At 54.3% G+C, this 17548-nt stretch carries 13 protein-coding genes and 3 pseudogenes; 7 read left to right on the top strand and 9 right to left on the bottom strand.

Annotated elements, in window-relative coordinates; translation table 11 throughout:
- The first annotated feature begins 16 nt into the window (after window positions 1–16).
- The 3 genes and pseudogenes from E0E17_RS18575 to E0E17_RS18565 all read left to right on the top strand — a co-directional run bounded on the left by E0E17_RS18575 (window position 17) and on the right by E0E17_RS18565 (window position 1796).
- Window positions 17–962 (top strand): annotated as a pseudogene (locus E0E17_RS18575) (LysR family transcriptional regulator).
- Between the two features lie 242 nt (window positions 963–1204).
- Window positions 1205–1534: a type II toxin-antitoxin system RelE/ParE family toxin gene (locus E0E17_RS18570; protein ID WP_130835655.1), complete on the top strand. Its 330-nt coding sequence runs from the start codon at window positions 1205–1207 to the stop codon at window positions 1532–1534.
- On the top strand, window positions 1515–1796 hold the full coding sequence (locus E0E17_RS18565) for a helix-turn-helix domain-containing protein (protein ID WP_130835654.1): 282 nt from the start codon (window positions 1515–1517) through the stop codon (window positions 1794–1796). Before E0E17_RS18570 ends, E0E17_RS18565 begins: the two co-directional genes overlap by 20 nt.
- A gap of 126 nt (window positions 1797–1922) precedes the next feature.
- On the opposite strand, the gene E0E17_RS18560 is transcribed toward E0E17_RS18565, so the two are convergent.
- Window positions 1923–2768, bottom strand: coding sequence for an SDR family oxidoreductase (locus E0E17_RS18560; protein ID WP_130835653.1), 846 nt, complete (start codon window positions 2766–2768; stop codon window positions 1923–1925).
- 98 nt (window positions 2769–2866) lie between these two features.
- On the opposite strand from E0E17_RS18560, the gene E0E17_RS18555 reads away from it, so the two are divergent.
- A complete protein-coding gene (locus tag E0E17_RS18555) occupies window positions 2867–3775 on the top strand; it encodes a LysR family transcriptional regulator (RefSeq protein ID WP_130835652.1) in 909 nt (302 codons plus the stop codon).
- Window positions 3776–3800: 25 nt separating this feature from the next.
- Here the strand turns inward: E0E17_RS18555 and rluF are convergent, their stop codons facing one another.
- The 3 genes from rluF to E0E17_RS18540 form a co-directional block, all read right to left on the bottom strand.
- Window positions 3801–4676, bottom strand: a complete 876-nt coding sequence (rluF, locus tag E0E17_RS18550) for a 23S rRNA pseudouridine(2604) synthase RluF (protein ID WP_130835651.1) — start codon at window positions 4674–4676, stop codon at window positions 3801–3803.
- A gap of 135 nt (window positions 4677–4811) precedes the next feature.
- Window positions 4812–6056 (bottom strand): OprD family outer membrane porin, encoded by a 1245-nt coding sequence (locus E0E17_RS18545; protein WP_237680845.1) that lies wholly within the window; start codon window positions 6054–6056, stop codon window positions 4812–4814.
- Window positions 6057–6225: 169 nt separating this feature from the next.
- Window positions 6226–7221: an AraC family transcriptional regulator gene (locus tag E0E17_RS18540; protein WP_130835649.1), complete on the bottom strand. Its 996-nt coding sequence runs from the start codon at window positions 7219–7221 to the stop codon at window positions 6226–6228.
- Between the two features lie 102 nt (window positions 7222–7323).
- Here E0E17_RS18540 and E0E17_RS18535 point away from each other — a divergent pair, with 102 nt between their 5' ends.
- Window positions 7324–8241, top strand: a complete 918-nt coding sequence (locus E0E17_RS18535) for an alpha/beta fold hydrolase (RefSeq protein ID WP_130835648.1) — start codon at window positions 7324–7326, stop codon at window positions 8239–8241.
- A gap of 66 nt (window positions 8242–8307) precedes the next feature.
- On the opposite strand, the gene E0E17_RS18530 is transcribed toward E0E17_RS18535, so the two are convergent.
- Both E0E17_RS18530 and ascF read right to left on the bottom strand, forming a co-directional pair.
- Entirely contained in the window at window positions 8308–9738 is a 1431-nt protein-coding gene (locus E0E17_RS18530; protein ID WP_130835647.1) for a 6-phospho-beta-glucosidase, read from the bottom strand.
- Between the two features lie 35 nt (window positions 9739–9773).
- Window positions 9774–11225 carry a PTS cellobiose/arbutin/salicin transporter subunit IIBC gene (gene ascF, locus E0E17_RS18525; protein ID WP_130835646.1) on the bottom strand — a complete coding sequence of 484 codons (1452 nt, stop codon included), beginning with the start codon at window positions 11223–11225 and terminating at the stop codon, window positions 9774–9776.
- A gap of 330 nt (window positions 11226–11555) precedes the next feature.
- On the opposite strand from ascF, the gene E0E17_RS18520 reads away from it, so the two are divergent.
- On the top strand, window positions 11556–12572 hold the full coding sequence (locus E0E17_RS18520; protein ID WP_130835645.1) for a LacI family DNA-binding transcriptional regulator: 1017 nt from the start codon (window positions 11556–11558) through the stop codon (window positions 12570–12572).
- Window positions 12573–12627: 55 nt separating this feature from the next.
- Here the strand turns inward: E0E17_RS18520 and E0E17_RS18515 are convergent.
- The 3 genes and pseudogenes from E0E17_RS18515 to E0E17_RS18505 form a co-directional block, all read right to left on the bottom strand.
- Window positions 12628–13876, bottom strand: a pseudogene (locus E0E17_RS18515) (sugar MFS transporter).
- A gap of 13 nt (window positions 13877–13889) precedes the next feature.
- Entirely contained in the window at window positions 13890–14240 is a 351-nt protein-coding gene (locus tag E0E17_RS18510) for an L-rhamnose mutarotase (RefSeq protein ID WP_130835644.1), read from the bottom strand.
- Window positions 14237–14536: pseudogene (locus tag E0E17_RS18505) on the bottom strand (SDR family oxidoreductase); the annotation flags it as partial. The gene E0E17_RS18510 and the pseudogene E0E17_RS18505, both read right to left, overlap by 4 nt.
- 462 nt (window positions 14537–14998) lie before the next feature.
- Between E0E17_RS18505 and katG the strand changes: the two are divergent.
- Window positions 14999–17179 (top strand): catalase/peroxidase HPI, encoded by a 2181-nt coding sequence (gene katG / locus E0E17_RS18500; RefSeq protein WP_130835643.1) that lies wholly within the window; start codon window positions 14999–15001, stop codon window positions 17177–17179.
- Window positions 17180–17548: the final 369 nt, after the last annotated feature.

Genomic DNA, 17548 nt, shown 5'->3' with positions numbered 1-17548 from the left:
GGGGTTATGATGGGTCATGACTGAACCTGATCTTAATCTCCTGGTTGCCCTGGATGCGCTGCTTGCCGAAGGCAGTGTGGCTGGCGCGGCCCGGCGTCTCAGCTTAAGTGCCTCAGCGATGAGCCGCACACTGGGGCGGCTGCGCGCCGTGACGGGCGATCCCTTACTGGTGCGCGCCGGGCGGCACATGGTACTGACGCCCTATGCGGAAGAGATACGTGAGCGCACACACAGTGCCCTGTATGAGGCACGCGCCCTGCTGCGCCCCTCTCCTGACCAGTTCGATCCCGCCACCCTGGATCGCACCTTTACCCTGCGCGCCAACGAGGGTTTTGTGGAGGCGTTTGGCGCTGTGCTTATCGCTGCTCTGGCCGGGATCGCGCCCCCGGGTACGCCTGCGTTTTGCGCCAAAGTCAGAAAAAAGTTCCCGCTATTTACGTGAAGGACTGGTGGACTTTGAAATCGGGGTAGCGGGAGAGATGGGACCGGAAATCCGGCTGCAGGCGTTATTTCGTGATCGCTTTGTGGGCATCGCCAGAAAAGGCCATCCCCTGGAACAGGAACGGGAGGTGACTGTCCGGCAGTATATCTCTTACGGACATGTTGTCGCCTCGCGCCACGAACAGGCGTCTGGGCCGGTAGACCGCGCGCTGGCAGAACAGGGATTAGCGCGCCATATCGCCGCCATCGTCCCCAGTTTTCCCGCAACCTTAGCGGTTGCTCAGGCATCCGATCTGCTGGCACTGGTGCCCGCCTCTTTTCTGCTGAACCATCCGGAAGCCGATCGGGATGCGGCAACAGCTACGCTGTTTGCCTTTGAATTACCGGTGAAAACCGATGTTATTACCATATCGCAAATGTGGCATCCCCGGGCCGAGGCCGATCCGGCCCACCGCTGGCTGCGACAACAGGTGCTGCGCCTTTGTCGCCAGCAGGTCGGGCCCTTGCTTTTACGGCCTTAGCGACCCTCTCGCTCAGGCGTGATATCTGCTGCGCAGGCGGTAGCGCGAAGCTGTTCCAGCGTCTGGCATCTCTTTGTCATCACCTGTCTTGTGCGTATAAACTCTGCCTGTTTTTCACAGATAACAGCAATAATGGCTTTATAATCAGCAAGCCCTTACAGGCCTTTAAAATTAACATAGAAGCTAATTTCATCTTGAAGAAAATTAGCCTGCAGGCTAACGTTGGGTAAAGGAGATGCCCCATGTTTAACGTGATTTATCATCCCCGGGCCAGGGATGAGGCCACAGAGCTTCCCGTTAAAATACGGGTGAAATTTGACCGTTTAATTGGCAAACTTGAGCATGATGCCCGCTTATTAGGTGAACCAGATACCAAACCACTCGGCGATGGCTTTTTTGAAATTCGCACAATGGGTACCGATATCACACGGGGCATATGGGTATACCACAAAGGAAATACCATCATTATGCTTCGGGTTTTCATTAAAAAAGTGCAAAAAACCCCAGCGAATGAGTTAGAAATCGCCCGAAAACGGTTAGCGGAGGTGTTAAATGAAACTGGTAAGCCATAAAGAATTACATAATGAATGGATGCAGGAAGATGAATATCGGGCTGCCTGGATCGAAGAGGAACGTAAGGAAAAACTGAGAGCTCTGCTTGCTGAATGGCGCAGCCATAACAACCTGACCAAAGCTCAGGTTGCAGAGAGAATGGGGGTTAAGCCGCCCGTGATTTCCCGTCTGGAAAACAATGTTACCCGAGCCAGTCTGGATACCCTGACGCGCTATGCATATGCCTGCGGTATTAAAAATCCGGTCATTACGCTTTACTGAACAGTAGCCTTTTAGGTCACTATTGCTGACTTGCGCTGCAAGCAGGTATACAGAGGCCCACCGCTGGCTGCGACAACAGGTGCTGCGCCTTTGTCGCCAGCAGGTCGGGCCCTTGCTTTTACGGCCTTAGTGACCCTCTCGCTCAGGCGTGATATCTGCTGCGCAGGCGATAGCGCGAAGCTGTTCCAGTGCAGCAAGCCGCGCGCTCAGCGCCTGATGAATGCGGGTATAAGCGATGCTGCCCAGCGGCAAGCGCAATGGCGGATGCGCCTGTCCGGCAAATGCCATCATCGTCTCCACGGTTTTATCGATATCACCTTTTATCTCAAAACTGCCCGATTCCAGCGCCCGGCGCATCGCGCCTGATGCATTATGTTCATAACTGGCCAGCGCAGGCGCGTAATCCAGATTGCTGGCAAATTGCGTACCTGTCGGTCCGGGTTCTACCAGAATAAAATCGATACCGAAATCCGCCACCTCCTGAGCGACCGATTCAATAAAACCCTCAATCCCCCATTTTGTGGCGTGATAAAGACTGAAGTTGGGATAAGCAGTTTGCCCGCCTTCAGAAGAGAGCTGCATAATACGCCCGCCGCCCTGCTGGCGCAGCCAGGGAATGACGGCACGAATCAACTGAATAGATCCCGTCAGGTTCGTGGCTATCTGACGCGCAATCTGCGCATCGTTCAGCTCTTCCGCCGCGCCAAATAAGCCATAGCCCGCATTGCTGACCACCACATCAATGCGCTCCGTCCGGGCAAATGCCTGCGCGACTGCGGTGCGTAACCCGTCCGTGTCGGTAAGATCCAGAGTGAACACGCTCAGCCTGCTGCCATATTGCCGTTGCAGCTCGTCAAGCACGCCAGCTTTGCGCACCGTTGCAAACACGCGATCGCCTCTGGCGAGTAATTTTTCGCTGAGGAGGCGCCCCAGTCCTGCCGATGCGCCGGTAATTAACCATGATTTGCTCATAACTGACTCCTGTATGTGATTCAGGAACCAGCTTAGCGACCGCAGACTGTTATGATAATACCCAACAATTTGTCTGCATTAGTGAGAAAAAGCCATCAATGAAACGCCCTTCCTGGAATGAAACACTGATTTTTATCACCCTTGCTGAACAGAAAAATTTTCGTCGTACAGCCGATCTGCTCGGCATGAAGCCCTCTACGCTGAGCCATGCGGTCAAGACACTGGAGTCACTTTTACAGGTGCGCCTGTTTCACCGCACCACACGCAGCGTCGCGCTGACCGAAGCGGGTCAGCACTTCTATGCCCGGGTAAAGCCCCTGCTGCAGGAAATGGATGATACGCTGAGCAGCGTGACGGCGCTGGGCAACCAGCCAGGCGGTACGCTGCGCATCAACGGCAATGACGCCGCGATCAGCATTTTAATGGATGAGGTTATCCCGGCTTTCACTGCGCAGTATCCTGGTATCGAGCTGGATCTGGTGATCGAGAATCGCTTCGGCGATGTGATTAAAGAGGGGTTTGATGCCGGGATTCGTTTATATGAAGATATTCCGCAGGATATGGTTGCCGTCAGGATCAGCGATAAGCTACGTTTTCTGGCCGTTGCTTCGCCAGCATATCTGCAGGCGTCACCGCCGCTTCAGGTGCCGCAAGATTTGGCTGCGCATAGCTGTATTCGCCACCGCCTTCCGGGGGGGAAACGCTATGCCTGGGAGTTTATGCGCGATAATACTGCGCTTTCCATTGATGTGCCCGGCTCCCTGACGCTCAACCACAGTCAGTTGATGGTCGACGCGGCGCGCAAAGGGCTGGGTATTGCTTATGTACCTGAATGGTATGCCCGGACTTCACTCGATAACGGCACGCTGGTCAGCGTTCTTGAGGCATGGAGCCCGGTCTCGCATGGCCTGTTTCTCTATTTTCCCCATAACAGGCATCTCTCCTTTGCGATGACGGCGTTTTTACAGAGGGTGAGATCATCCCTGCCCGCTGCCGACGCGCATTGAAACCAGAGCAGCGGTCGGGTCAGGCTTAGCGCCCTTTCTTTTTCCGCCCGGGCTGCACAAAGCGCTTACGGGAAGCCGGATTGCCTTCCGCTTTTTCCGGGCTCTTGCGCGTATTACTGCCGGTTTTTTTTGCCGCGACCGCTTTCGCCGGGGCTTTTTTGGCCGGTTTTTTCTCTTCCGACGATGAGTTTTCCAGCAGTTTAAACAATGCGATCAGTTCATCATCGGTCAGATCCCGCCATTCGCCCAGCGGCAACCCTTTCAGGCTGACATTCATGATACGCGTGCGTTCCAGCTTCGTAACTTCATAACCAAAGTGTTTACACATGCGGCGGATCTGACGATTCAGTCCCTGCACCAGGGTAATACGAAAAACATAGGGGGCTTCTTTCTGCACCTTACATTTCTTGGTCACTGTGCCGAGCATAGGTACACCGGCGCTCATGCCCTGAATAAACTCATCGGTGACCGGCTTATTGACGGTCACCAGATACTCTTTTTCATGGTTATTACCGGCACGCAGGATCTTATTCACCAGATCGCCATGGTTAGTGAGAAAAATCAGCCCCTGTGAATCTTTATCCAGACGCCCGATGGGAAAAACGCGTTTACTGTGATTCACAAAATCGCTGATGTTATCCCGCTCCCCCTCTTCCATGGTGGTGACAATGCCAACCGGCTTATTCAACGCAATCAGCACCAGATCATCTTCCGCACGCGGCTCAATCAGCTGGCCGTTCACTTTCACCACATCGCCGGCAAATACCTGCGCGCCCACGGCAGCACGTTTACCGTTAATAAAAACATTACCCTGTTCAATATAACGATCGGCGTCGCGACGAGAACAGATACCGCTCTCGCTAATGTATTTGTTAAGACGGGTGGACAAGTTGGTCAGCATGCTTCCTCCAGAAAGAAGCGGACTATACATGAGTGGCGTGAGGTTGCGAAGTCTGAAGCGCGGTTTGCCGCTGAGAGCACCTCAGCGGCAAACCGGCAGCCTGCTACCCGCCCGACGTCCCGGGCGGGTCGGCCGTTACATCAGAGAGAAAGGATACTCCGCGAAGACGCGGATCTCATTCCCGCCGACATTATAAGCGGCAGCGTCAGAAGAGACGCGCAGCGCGGAATAACGCAGCTTAAGTTTGAGATCTTTGGCCAGGCCATCCTGTACTTTGTACTGCAGCTGGTTAAAGAACTCATGCTCATGGCCGTTGCTGGTTTGCGCGGTTTTGATGTTATCGCCACGCACATAGGCCACGTCATAGCTCAGACCCGGCAGCACCAGACCGCTCAGGTCTACCGACCATGCCAGCTGCCAGGAGCGCTCATCTTCGCCGTTGAAGTCAGACCAATAGGAGTTGGCCAGCCAGATAGTACTACCACCATCGCCCACGCCGCCCTGATTGCGGTAGCCGCCGTAATTATAGCCGGTGCTGCCGCTGCTCTGCTGGTAAGCCACTTTAAAGGTATGGATATCCCAGACGTAACTTGCCGCCAGACTCCAGATGGTATTGCTGCGACCGGTACCCAGTTGGTTCGCATAATCCTGGTCGAGTCGTGAGTTGTAGCCGTTAAAGTCCAGCGCGAAACGTTGTCCCGCCGCCAGCGGCTGCTGGAAGTTCAGTCCCAGATACTGTTTGTTCAGGACATCCTGCACATCAGAGGCGTAGAAAGCGCCGCTGATTTGATCGTTAAACTGATAGCTCGCCCCGCCAAAGGTCAGCTTTTTCAGTCCGGAATCGTGGCTGTCATCGCTTTTACGCTGCTCGGCAGTGAAATAACCGGCGCTGATATCCAGACCCGCGATCTCTTTTGAATTCAGCATAAAGCCGGTATAGGTTTCATCCAGCAGACGGGATTCATCCGCATAGAGGATCGGCAGGATCGGGCGCTGCGTACCGTAACTTAATACGGTGTCTGAAAAACGCATTTTCGCCGTGGCGCCAAATTTGGCTAAATCAGATTTCGCGCGGCCATCCTGATCCTGAGCAAAGAAGTCGATACCGCCCGCACCGCTACGCCCGCGACCACCATCCAGACGCACCGCGTATTGACCAATGGCATCAACGCCGAATCCGACCGGACCCCGGGTAAAGCCGGATGAGTAAGTGGCAATAATCCCCTGCCCCCACTCGCTGCGATCTCTGACACCGTTGTCTTTATAATCACGGTTGATATAGGCATTGCGCAGCAGTACATCCAGATGACTGTCTTCAATAAACCCGTTGTTTTCCGGCCCGGAACTGGCCACAGCAGATTGCGCGCACAGGGCTGCAATTGCCGTTACTAACAGTGCTTTATTCACGTTGTGTTAACCTGATCTTATTCATTTTATGGACTAATAACGCAGCAATCCGGTTTCCCTTTTCCCTGCGGGCGCACAACTTATCATTTTTCTTAAAATTATCGGAAAAAAATTTATCAAATTATGCGAATTATTATGCAAATTAGCGCATGTCATCCAGCCGGTCAGGGGGGAACGGAAAGGGTGTAGCGGCAGAAAGTTGGGATCGACTGGCGCGCACCGCGCCGGGTGAAATGCCCAGATTACGCTTGAAAGCACGACTGAAGGCCGCCAGCGAGCCATATCCCAGCTCAATGGCCACCGCTTCTACCGGCTGCCCCTCACGGCTCAGGCGGTTGAAAGCCAGACGCATTCTTAAATCTGTCAGATAACGCAGCGGCGAAACACCCGTAGCCGCCAGAAAACGTCGGGCAAACACCGAACGAGAGCTTCCCGCTTCTTTTGCCAGTTCCGCCACTGTCCAGTTTCTGCCAGGCACCTGATGCATCAGGACGATGGCGGTGCTGAGACGCGGATCCTGCAACGCGCCGATCCAGCCGGTGGCTTCACCACAACCACTAGCCACCCAGCCGCGGACAATCAGCGCCGCCACCACTTCCGCCAGGCGCGCCAGAATACCGGCATAGCCCGCCTGAGCTTTGAGCGTTTCACGTTCCATGGCATCAAGCATGGGTTGCAGCTCCGGTAAAGCCGCCATCAGCGTGCTGACCAGCAGGATCTCAGGCATCGCCGCAATCAGCGGCTGCATGCCGCCCAAATCAAACTCCATGCAGGCGCTGAAGATAAGGGCGTGGCTTGCATCAGCGGGGTGCGCTGTCCAGCCACAACAGGCGGCGGGCTCAAAAGTGATAACGTCACGCGCCGCGACGCTGGCAGAAGACAATACCGCATGCGCCCCGCCGCGCGGAATCAGCGCCGCATCTCCCGTGTTGAGTTCATGCAATGCCCCGCCAGGGCTGCGCAGCCACACCGGACCGCGTCCCACAAAATGAAACTGCGCCCGTCCGGCACTGTTGCTGAACCCCAGACCCGGCGTACCGGCCATAACAATTTTACGATACTGCACGCCGGACACGTGCATGCCGGTGAGCAGTTCATTAATCAGTTCACCGGGCTTGCGGGGGGAGGATGTTGGCATCGCTGTTATCGGGACGAATTATCAATATACAGGTACTCTACATCATAGATCGTCCCGGTACATCCTTTTAGACTCCGGAGTTCATTCTTCACGGAGCAACTTATGAATCATTATTCTCTCGTTAATAAACTGCGTAGTGTATGGCTGGTGGTCTTACTGACTTGCCTGTCATGCATGGCCGCCGCCAGCGAAAAAAATTATACCGTCACGGCACCCGATGGCATTCGCCTTGCCGTGCAGGAGGCCGGTAATCCGGACGGCCCGGCGATTGTCTTTATTCACGGTCTGCTTGGCAGCCGTCTCAACTGGGAACAGCAGATCAACAGCCCGGTTCTCCAGCGTTACCGGATGATTACTTACGATATGCGCGGTCATGGATTATCGGATAAGCCGGACGAGGTGGAGGCTTACCGCAACGGCCGGTATTTTGCTGACGATCTGGCTGCAGTGTTGAAAGCGACTGATGCCAGACAGCCGGTGCTGGTGGGCTGGTCACTGGGAGGCGCGGTTATCTCCAGTTACCTCGCCGCTTATGGCGATAGCAACATCGGTGGCGCCCTCTATGCAGATGGTGTCATTGAACTGAATTCCACGCTTATTACGCCGCATCCGCAAGTTTATGCGGGTATGGCTTCTGACAACCTTCACACCCATCTTAATGCGGTACGTGATTTCCTCCGGCTCTGCTTCTACCAGCAGCCCGACCGCGCAACATGGGAGCGGTTGCTGGCAAATGCGGCTATGGCCTCCTGGACCCTGACTCGCACCATCCCGACCATGACCCTGGCCGCTGCCGAGGGTTTATCGCAAGCGCACATGCCGATCCTGCTGCTGTATGGAGCGAAAGATGAACTGGTTAACACGGAAGCCAGTATTGCGCGTACCCGGCAATTTAATCCGCGGATTGAAGCGCAGCGCTATGAGAATTCAGGCCATGCGCCCTTTCTGGAAGAGACCGCGCGTTTTAATCAGGATTTAGCAGCTTTTGTACAGAAGGTTGCAGCGCGTCGCGGTCAGTAAAAGAGCCTGACACGCCAGGGTGTGGTTCCAGGCGGCCCGCCAGGCCGCCTGGAAAAACAGTCAGACTTAATCTAAATCTGCACCGTTGCTGGCTATCACCTTTTTATACCACCAGAACGATTTCTTACGGGTGCGCGCCAGCGTGCCCTTACCCAAATCGTCACGATCAACATAGACAAAACCGTAGCGTTTACTCATCTCACCCGTTGACGCCGCCACCAGGTCGATACAGCCCCAGGTGGTATAGCCGATGACCGGGATGCCATCCGCTATCGCATCAGCCATCGCCCGGATATGCTCCTTCAGGTAACTGATCCGGTAATCATCATTGATTTCACCGTTAGCATCGATTTCATCCCGTGCGCCCAACCCGTTTTCCACCAGAAATAAAGGTTTCTGATAGCGGTCATACATCATATTCATGGTAATGCGCAGGCCCAGCGGGTCGATGCCCCAGCCCCACTCGCTGCGTTCGATATAGGGGTTCGGCAGCGACTTCACCACATTCGCCGCACTACTGTTGTTCTCATTCATCTCTGCAGAGGCGCAGCGTGATGAATAGTAGCTGAAGGAGACAAAATCTACGGTATTTTTCAGTATCTCCGCATCTCCCTCTTCCATCACAATAGTGATGCCCTTTTCGCGAAAGGTGCGGGCGGAATAGGAAGGGTATGCGCCCCGGGCCTGCACATCGATGAAAAACAGGTTTTCACGATCTTTTTCTAACGCCGTCCAGACATCTTCCGGTTTGCAGGTGCGCGGATAGAAATTCCCGCCCGCCAGCATACAGCCCACCTGATTTTCCGGGTTGACTTCATGGGCAATGCGCGTCACCAGCGCACTGGCCACCAGTTCATGATGGGCAGCCTGATATTTCACTTGTTCAGGGTTTTCACCCTCTTCAAATACCAGACCGGCACCCGAGAACGGGCTGTGCAGCAAGATGTTAATTTCATTAAAGGTGAGCCAGTATTTCACCAGTCCGTTAAAGGCTTCAAAACAGCTGCGCGCGTAACGCGCGAAAAAATCGATCATTTTGCGGTTCCGCCAGGAACCATATTCCGTGACCAGATGCATCGGCACGTCAAAATGACAAAGAGTGACCAGTGGTTCAATGCCATATTTGCGACATTCCAGAAACAGGTCACGGTAAAAGGCAATCCCCTGCGGATTCGGTGTCAGTTCATCCCCCTGAGGAAACAGCCGACTCCAGGCGATGGAGGTGCGGAACACGGTGAACCCCATCTCCGCCATCAGCGCGATATCCTCTTTATAGCGATGATAAAAATCGATCGCCTGATGGCTGGGATAGAACTCATCATCACGCAGGGTATACCGCTTCTCCAGCCCCAGCTTTACCGGCATGCGGTGGGGGCCATGGGGGATCATGTCAACGGTGGTGAGTCCTTTTCCATCTTCACGATACCCCCCTTCCGACTGATTGGCGGCCAGTGCGCCGCCCCAAAGAAATCCTTTCGGAAAAGCCGTTCCAGACATGATTACCTCATTCAATAACAAATAAAATCAATTAATTAACCGGGATTTACCATCTTGACCGGCTCAACGGCTTTTTCATGGCTGCTGCGCTCCACCGTATTCGTTTCCGGGATATCCTCAAAGCCGAGGATCAGCGTCAGAATAAAGGAGAGCACCACAGACAGAATCATGACGCCCACCACCCAGGCAATGCTCCACGGGTTCGCCGGGTCAAAGAATTGCACGCTGGTGAAGAGTCCGGGGGCCGCCATAGAGTGGCTGGCAAGTCCGCCAATACCGGCAACCGCACCGCAGATAAAACCGCTGATCAGCGCGGCTATTAACGGCCGTTTGAGCCGTACGGCAACGCCATACAATGCCGGCTCGGAAATACCGGCCACGATAGCGGAAGCCGCCGCCGCCAGAGCCGTCTGACGCAGTTCGCTGTTTTTGGTACGGAAAGCTACCGCCAGCGACGAGCCGCCCAGAGAGAGGTTGGCTCCAATTTCTGAGGGCATTACCATGCCTTCTTTACCCGTTTCTGCAATGGTCTGAATAATGGTCGGGGTAAAGACGCGGTGCATACCGGTCATCACCAGTAACGGCCAGAGCGCGCCCATAATAGCTACAGAGAGCCAGCCTAAATAGTTGTGAACGGTGTAAACCAGAGCGGAAATGCCGCTGCCGATCCAGATACCCACCGGGCCAATTATCACAATCGCAATGGGCGCGGCGATTAACACGATCAGCATCGGTTTCAGGAAGTTTTTCGTCACCGCTGGCGTAATGCGATCAACGCCTCTTTCGATATGAGAGAGGATCCAGGTCATGCACAGCGCCGGGATAACGGTGTAGGTATATTTCACCGCCGTGACGGGAATAAAGGCGAACTCCACCGCCTGACCCTGCGCCGCTTTGGCCATCAGGTCAATAAAGTTGGGATGAACCAGCACGCCCGCAATGGCGATAGCCAGCGACATATTGGTTTTGAATTTCAGTGCGGCCGACGCAGCCACCATGATCGGCAGGAAGAAGAACGCCCCGTCGCCAATCACGTTCAGAATCACCAGCGTAGAGGAATCTTTCTCAAACACGCCCGCCATATCCAGGATCATCGCCAGCAGTTTCACCATGGAACCGCCGATGATGGCCGGGATCAATGGCGACATAGTGCCAATGATAGCGTCCAGAATGCCTGCGCCAATGCCCCTGAGGGTCAGCTTACGCGGCGTACTGGCAGCAGCGCCTTCCCCGCCAGGTGTACCGAGCTTCAGGACTTCCTGATAGGCGGTTGACACGTTATTGCCAATGATGACCTGGCACTGGGTATCGGTATTCACTACCCCCATAACGCCGTCAATCGATTTAAGCTCAGCGTTATTGACCAGACTGGTGTCTTTCACCACAAAACGCAGACGGGTCATGCAATGGGTCACAGCATCGATATTGCTAAGGCCACCTAACGCATCCACGATGGCGCGTGATATCCGGGCGTAATTTTTTGGCATGGGTTTATCGTCTCTTTATACAGTAGGCAGATGTTCAAACCGGTGCCTGTCGTCGTCGCGAATACCGTTTGAAAAATAAAATACAGAGGTTGAACCTCTGGCGATTCGTCGGCAACGACAGCGATGAAACACGGCCACAAGAAACCGGTTTCACAAAATCATGAAGAAACCGATCGCATTGAGCAAGAATAAAAAATCAGCACTTTTCGTTTTTGTGATAATGATCAACATGAATCGTTACAGATAACGGCCCCGTGGCGCAGCAAATATTTCCAACCTCAGGGGGGTCAGGTAGACTGAAGGCAATCAACAGGATGAGATGGCAAAAGCATGGCAACCATACTTGAAGTGGCAAAAAAAGCGGGCGTATCAAAAGCCACAGTTTCACGGGTATTGTCAGGGAATGGCTATGTGAGTCAGGAAAAGAAAGATCGTGTCTATCAGGCCATTGCAGAGACGGATTATCGCCCTAACCTGCTGGCGCGTAGTCTGGCGACCAAAAAAACCCAGACCATCGGCCTGGTGGTCACCAACACCCTCTACAGCGGTAACTACTTTAGTGAGCTGCTGGTACACTCCGCCCGCATTATGGAACAGCATGGACGCCAGCTGATCCTGGCAGACGGAAAGCACAGCGCGGAAGAGGAGCGGGCCGCTATCCGCTTTTTGTTAGACCTGCGTTGTGACGGCATTATTATTTATCCACGCTTTCTCTCTATCGAAGAGATGGATGAGATTATCGCGCAGCATAAACAGCCGGTGCTGGTGCTGAACCGCCGCTTGCGCCTCAACGAAAGCTATTGCGTTTATACCGATCAAAAGGCTTCCGGTATGCTGGCGGTGAACCAACTGATTGAGCTGGGGCATCGCGATATCGCTTTTATTACCGGATCACTGGATTCACCTACCGGTCTGGAAAGGCTCTCTGGTTATAAAGCCGCACTCGCTGAACATCAGATCCCGCTGAACGACGCACTGATCGTGGAAGGCAAGTGGACGGCACAAAGCGGGATGGCGGCAGTCAGCACGTTACTCGCGCGAAACCAGCCCTTTACGGCGCTGGTAGCCAGCAATGACGAGATGGCGATTGGGGCAATAAAACTGCTGGCGGAGCGGAATATCCCGGTGCCAGCACAGGTATCTGTGATCGGATTTGATGATATTCCCCTGGCGCCGTTTACCCTGCCTTCGCTTTCCAGCATGAAAGTTCCGGTCACCGAAATGATCAAGGAAACCATTAACCGACTGATTTCCATGCTGGATGGCGGCGAATTTCACAACCGCAAAGCCTTCCCGGCCACGCTGGTCTTACGTGACTCGGTGGTTCCCGGTCCCTTCCATCACTGAGTGAACCTTGCCTGCGCCGGAGAAGCCGCAGGCCGCACATCCCTGTGAACCGGTCTCAGCGGGGACGCTGACTCAGCGCATAGACCAACACCACCACAAAACAGACCAGCGGCAGCCCGTAAGCCAGAGCCGTGGAGGCATGATCCGAGATGGCGCCCATAAAATAAGGCATAATTGCGCCGCCCACGATAGCCATGATCATGCAGGAGCTGCCCTGCTTGGTCGCGGGACCGAGGTTTCTTAATCCCATGGCAAAGATGGTGGGGAACATCGTAGACATAAAGAAGAATACGGCGATCAGCGCCACGACGGAAACATCGCCCAGTCCCATCATCACCACACCACAAAGAACTATGTTAATCAGCGCGTAAGCCGCCAGCATCAGCGTCGGGTGCACCCGTCCCATCAGCCAGGTGGAGAAAAAGCGCCCCAGCATAAAACAGATCATGCCCACCGACAGCATATAGGAGGCATTCTGGTTAGTGACGCCATGCCAGTGCTCGCTGACATAGTTAATAAAGAAGGCACCGATGCCCACCTGCGCAGCCACATAAAAGAATTGCGCAATCACGCCGCCAACAAAATGCTTATGCTGCCACAACGATAAAGAGGCTTTCTGCGGATTCACATCAACCGCTTCGCGGATATCGGGCAACGTGGTGCGTTTGAAAAGCAGTGCAATGGCGATAACCACAACGGCAATCGCGACATAGGTCATTTTTACAGCATCCTGACCGCCCTCATCTACTGCCCCCGGAGAAAAACAGCGAGCCACCGATGATCGGGCCGATAAATTGTCCCAGCCCGTTAAATGACTGGGCCAGATTCAGCCGCCGTTCCGCGCCGGCGGGGTTGCCCGGCACCGTCGCGTAGGGGTTCGCTGCCGTTTCCAGGCAGCCGAGGCCGCAGGCCAGGACAAACAGGGCAAACAGAAACATGGCAAAGCTGTTATATATGGCTGCCGGCATAAATAACAGCGCACCCACGGCATAGAGCATCAACCCCGCCAGGATACCGGCTTTATAGCCGCGGCGGCTCATAAAATATCCCGCAGGAAGCGCAATCACAAAATAGGCGCCGAAATAGGCTCCCTGCAGCAGACCGGATTGCGCTTTGCTGACATGCAGCGTCTCCTGAAAATGTTTGTTCAGCACATCCAGCAGGCCGTATGAGATACCCCACATAAAAAACAGGCTGGTGATGAGCACAAATGCCCAACGCAGACTGAGTCCTTCCCCGACGTCTCTGTTTGCAGACGCCTCGGTTCTGTTGATTAACATGGTTATATCCTCGTCAGAGTACAGTAGGTAAGTGTTGTTATTGATCCTGCAATGAGAATATCCGTTCCATTCTGACCCACTTGCTGCCCTCAGGTGTCCAGGGCGTGGGTTTCTGATACTGCCACATCAATTGTTCCCAGCGCTGAATGGCGGGCTCCTGTGCCGCAGCCCAGGCAAAATGCTGTTCATCGAAATCACTGTTTACCTCCATAATCATGAAAAGACGCGTGCCAAGCTGGTAAATTTCCATATCTGTTATCCCGTGGCGTCGCAGATGGTCTGCCACTTCCGGCCAGATCTTCTGGTGGTGGTGCTGGTATGCCGCAATCTTGTCCGGGGAATCGATCAGGTCCAGCGCCTGACAGAAACGCCGTGTTTGCGTTGTCATGACAACGCCCGATCGAGATGCAGATAGCCGCCATCCACACTGAGCCATTCGCCGGTGGTATGCGACGCGCGCGGTGACAACAGAAACACCACCGTACTGGCGATCTCATCCGGCGTGGTCATGCGTTTACCCAGCGGGATGCGCGCATTGATATGCGCCAGCGCTTTTTCCGGGTCCGGGAAAGTGGCGATCCACTTTTCATAGAGCGGAGTCATCACTTCGGCAGGCACCACAGCATTCACCCGCACGCCGCTTGCGCGCAGGGAAACCGCCCATGCACGGGTCAGCGCCAGAATCGGTCAGGCGATAAAACGCATCTTGATCAGGTTATTCGCATTTTTGGTCGGGCGGAATAACACCGGCGTGCCAGGCATCGGCGCTTCAGCCTTGTTGATGGAAGATACCATAGACGGAACCTCATTCTCAGGCGCCGGTGCCCGTAAATCCTGCCAGAAAGCCACTCAATCCTGATTTACCGGGCGAGAAAGCATTTTGCGCAATACATGCTGTCTCGCCCTGTCCTTTTATCCACAGATGATAACAGGCTAAAAAACCACGCTGACTCGCCGCTGTCACGCCCTGATCAGACTTTCCACACCGGTTTTTTCCTGCCCTGTCGCCTGTTTCCCTGCAGATTCATCATGTTAGAGAAAATCCTTTTTGCAAGGAAAGAGCTATCAAATCTGTAGCTTAATTCAGGTATGACTTATCAATGTGGCGAGCTATCGTAACGGCGGAATAAAAAACGGAGCATAATAATGAGCACGCCAACTGATTCACATAACGCATTATCTGCGGGAAAATGTCCTTTTCATCAGGGAACCCATAATCAAAGCGCCGGCGGCGGCACCAACAATCGTGACTGGTGGCCAAATCAGTTGCGCGTGGACATGCTGAGCCAGCACTCCAGTCGCTCTAACCCACTGGGCGAAGACTTTGACTACCGCAAAGAATTCAGCAAATTAGATTACTACGCACTGAAAGCCGATCTTAAAGCGCTATTAACCGACTCTCAGCCCTGGTGGCCTGCAGACTGGGGCAGCTATATCGGTCTGTTTATCCGTATGGCCTGGCACAGCGCCGGTACCTATCGCGCTATCGATGGTCGTGGCGGCTCCGGCCGTGGTCAGCAGCGTTTCGCCCCGCTGAACTCCTGGCCGGACAACGTCAGCCTGGATAAAGCCCGTCGCCTGCTATGGCCGGTTAAACAGAAATATGGTCAGAAAATTTCCTGGGCTGACCTGTTTATTCTGGCCGGTAACGTGGCGCTGGAAAACTCCGGTTTCCGTACTTTTGGCTTTGGTGCCGGACGTGAAGATGTCTGGGAACCGGATATGGACGTGAACTGGGGTGATGAGAAAGCCTGGCTGGAGCATCGTCATCCGGAATCACTGGCTCAGGCGCCTTTAGGTGCCACCGAAATGGGTCTGATCTATGTTAACCCGGAAGGACCACAAAACAGCGGCGATCCGGCTTCTGCCGCGCCTGCGATTCGTGCCACCTTTGGTAACATGGGGATGAACGATGAAGAAACCGTTGCGCTGATCGCCGGTGGTCATACGCTGGGTAAAACCCATGGCGCCGCCGCGGCCAGCAATGTTGGTGTCGATCCGGAAGCCGCGCCGATTGAGAATCAGGGTCTCGGCTGGTTCAGCAGCCACGGTACGGGTTCCGGTGCAGATGCCATTACCTCAGGTCTGGAAGTGGCCTGGACGCAGACGCCGACCCAGTGGAGCAACTACTTCTTCGAAAACCTGTTCAAATATGAGTGGGTGCAGACACGTAGCCCGGCTGGCGCAATCCAGTTTGAAGCAGTTGACGCACCAGAAATTATCCCTGATCCGTTCGACCCTGAGAAAAAACGTAAGCCAACCATGCTGGTGACTGACCTGACACTGCGCTTCGATCCGGAATTTGAAAAAATTTCGCGTCGTTTCCTGAACGATCCGCAGGCGTTCAATGAAGCTTTCGCCCGCGCCTGGTTCAAACTCACTCACAGAGATATGGGGCCCAAAGCGCGTTACATCGGCCCGGAAGTGCCTAAAGAAGATTTGATCTGGCAGGACCCGCTGCCGCAGCCGGTTTATAACCCGACCGCTGCCGACATCGACAGCCTGAAAGCAGCCATTGCCAGCTCCGGTCTCTCTGTTGGTGAACTGGTTTCTGTTGCCTGGGCTTCTGCTTCCACCTTCCGCGGTGGTGACAAACGCGGTGGTGCTAACGGTGCGCGTCTGGCGCTGGCACCGCAGCGCGAATGGGACGTGAACGCCATGGCGGCCCGTGCTCTGCCGGTACTGGAAGCTATCCAGCAGGCATCCAGTAAAGCATCGCTGGCTGATGTTATCGTGCTGGCGGGTGTTGTGGGTATTGAACAGGCCGCGAAAGCTGCTGAAGTCAATGTAGAGGTACCTTTCATTCCGGGTCGTGTTGATGCGCGCCAGGATCAGACGGATGTAGATTCCTTCGAACTGCTGAAACCGGCCGCTGACGGATTCCGCAATTATCGCGGCGTTCGTAACGGTACTTCTACTGAGGCGCTGCTGATTGATAAAGCGCAGCAGTTGACGCTGACAGCGCCGGAACTCACCGTACTGGTAGGCGGCCTGCGCGTACTGGGTGCCAACTTCGACGGTAGCCAGCACGGTGTCTTCACCGATCGTGTAGGCGTACTCAGCAACGACTTCTTCGTGAATCTGCTGGATATGCGCAACGAGTGGAAAGCCACTGATGCAACTGCCGAGCTGTTTGAAGGCCGTGATCGCCTGAACGGCGAAGTACGCTTCACCGCAACCCGTGCAGACCTGGTGTTTGGTTCAAACGCTATTCTGCGTTCTGTTGCCGAGGTTTATGCCAGCGCTGATGCCAGAGAAAAGTTTGTTAAAGACTTCGTCGCAGCATGGACGAAAGTGATGCACCTGGATCGCTTCGATCTGCGTTAATTTTTTATCTTGCGGGAAGGGTGTTTACCCTTCCTTTTTTTGCCGATATGACTGTGTCAAACAGGTCAATATCAGGATAAAAACAGACCGAGTGACAGCATAATGTTATCCGAACGAAAAAATGACTTCAGCCAGCCTGGCGAGGATCAGGATACCTCCAGCCCGAGAGAAGATAATGTCGCAAGAGTCTTCTGCGGTAATAGTGGCGAACGCCTTCGGGCAAAAAATCTTTACCAGATGGGACTATCCCTTCAGGCAATTTCCGCTATTACAGGCCTTACGGAAAAAGAATTAAGACGCCTGCAGTAGTTTCCGTATTCTTTCCGGTTAAGCGGAAAGTCCAGCCATGCCCCTGTAATCAAAAGCCCT

Origin of the sequence: [Erwinia] mediterraneensis, assembly GCF_900604315.1 — a bacterium.
Taxonomy (GTDB): domain Bacteria; phylum Pseudomonadota; class Gammaproteobacteria; order Enterobacterales; family Enterobacteriaceae; genus Pantoea; species Pantoea mediterraneensis_A.
This window is presented reverse-complemented; position numbering and strand designations above follow the sequence as displayed.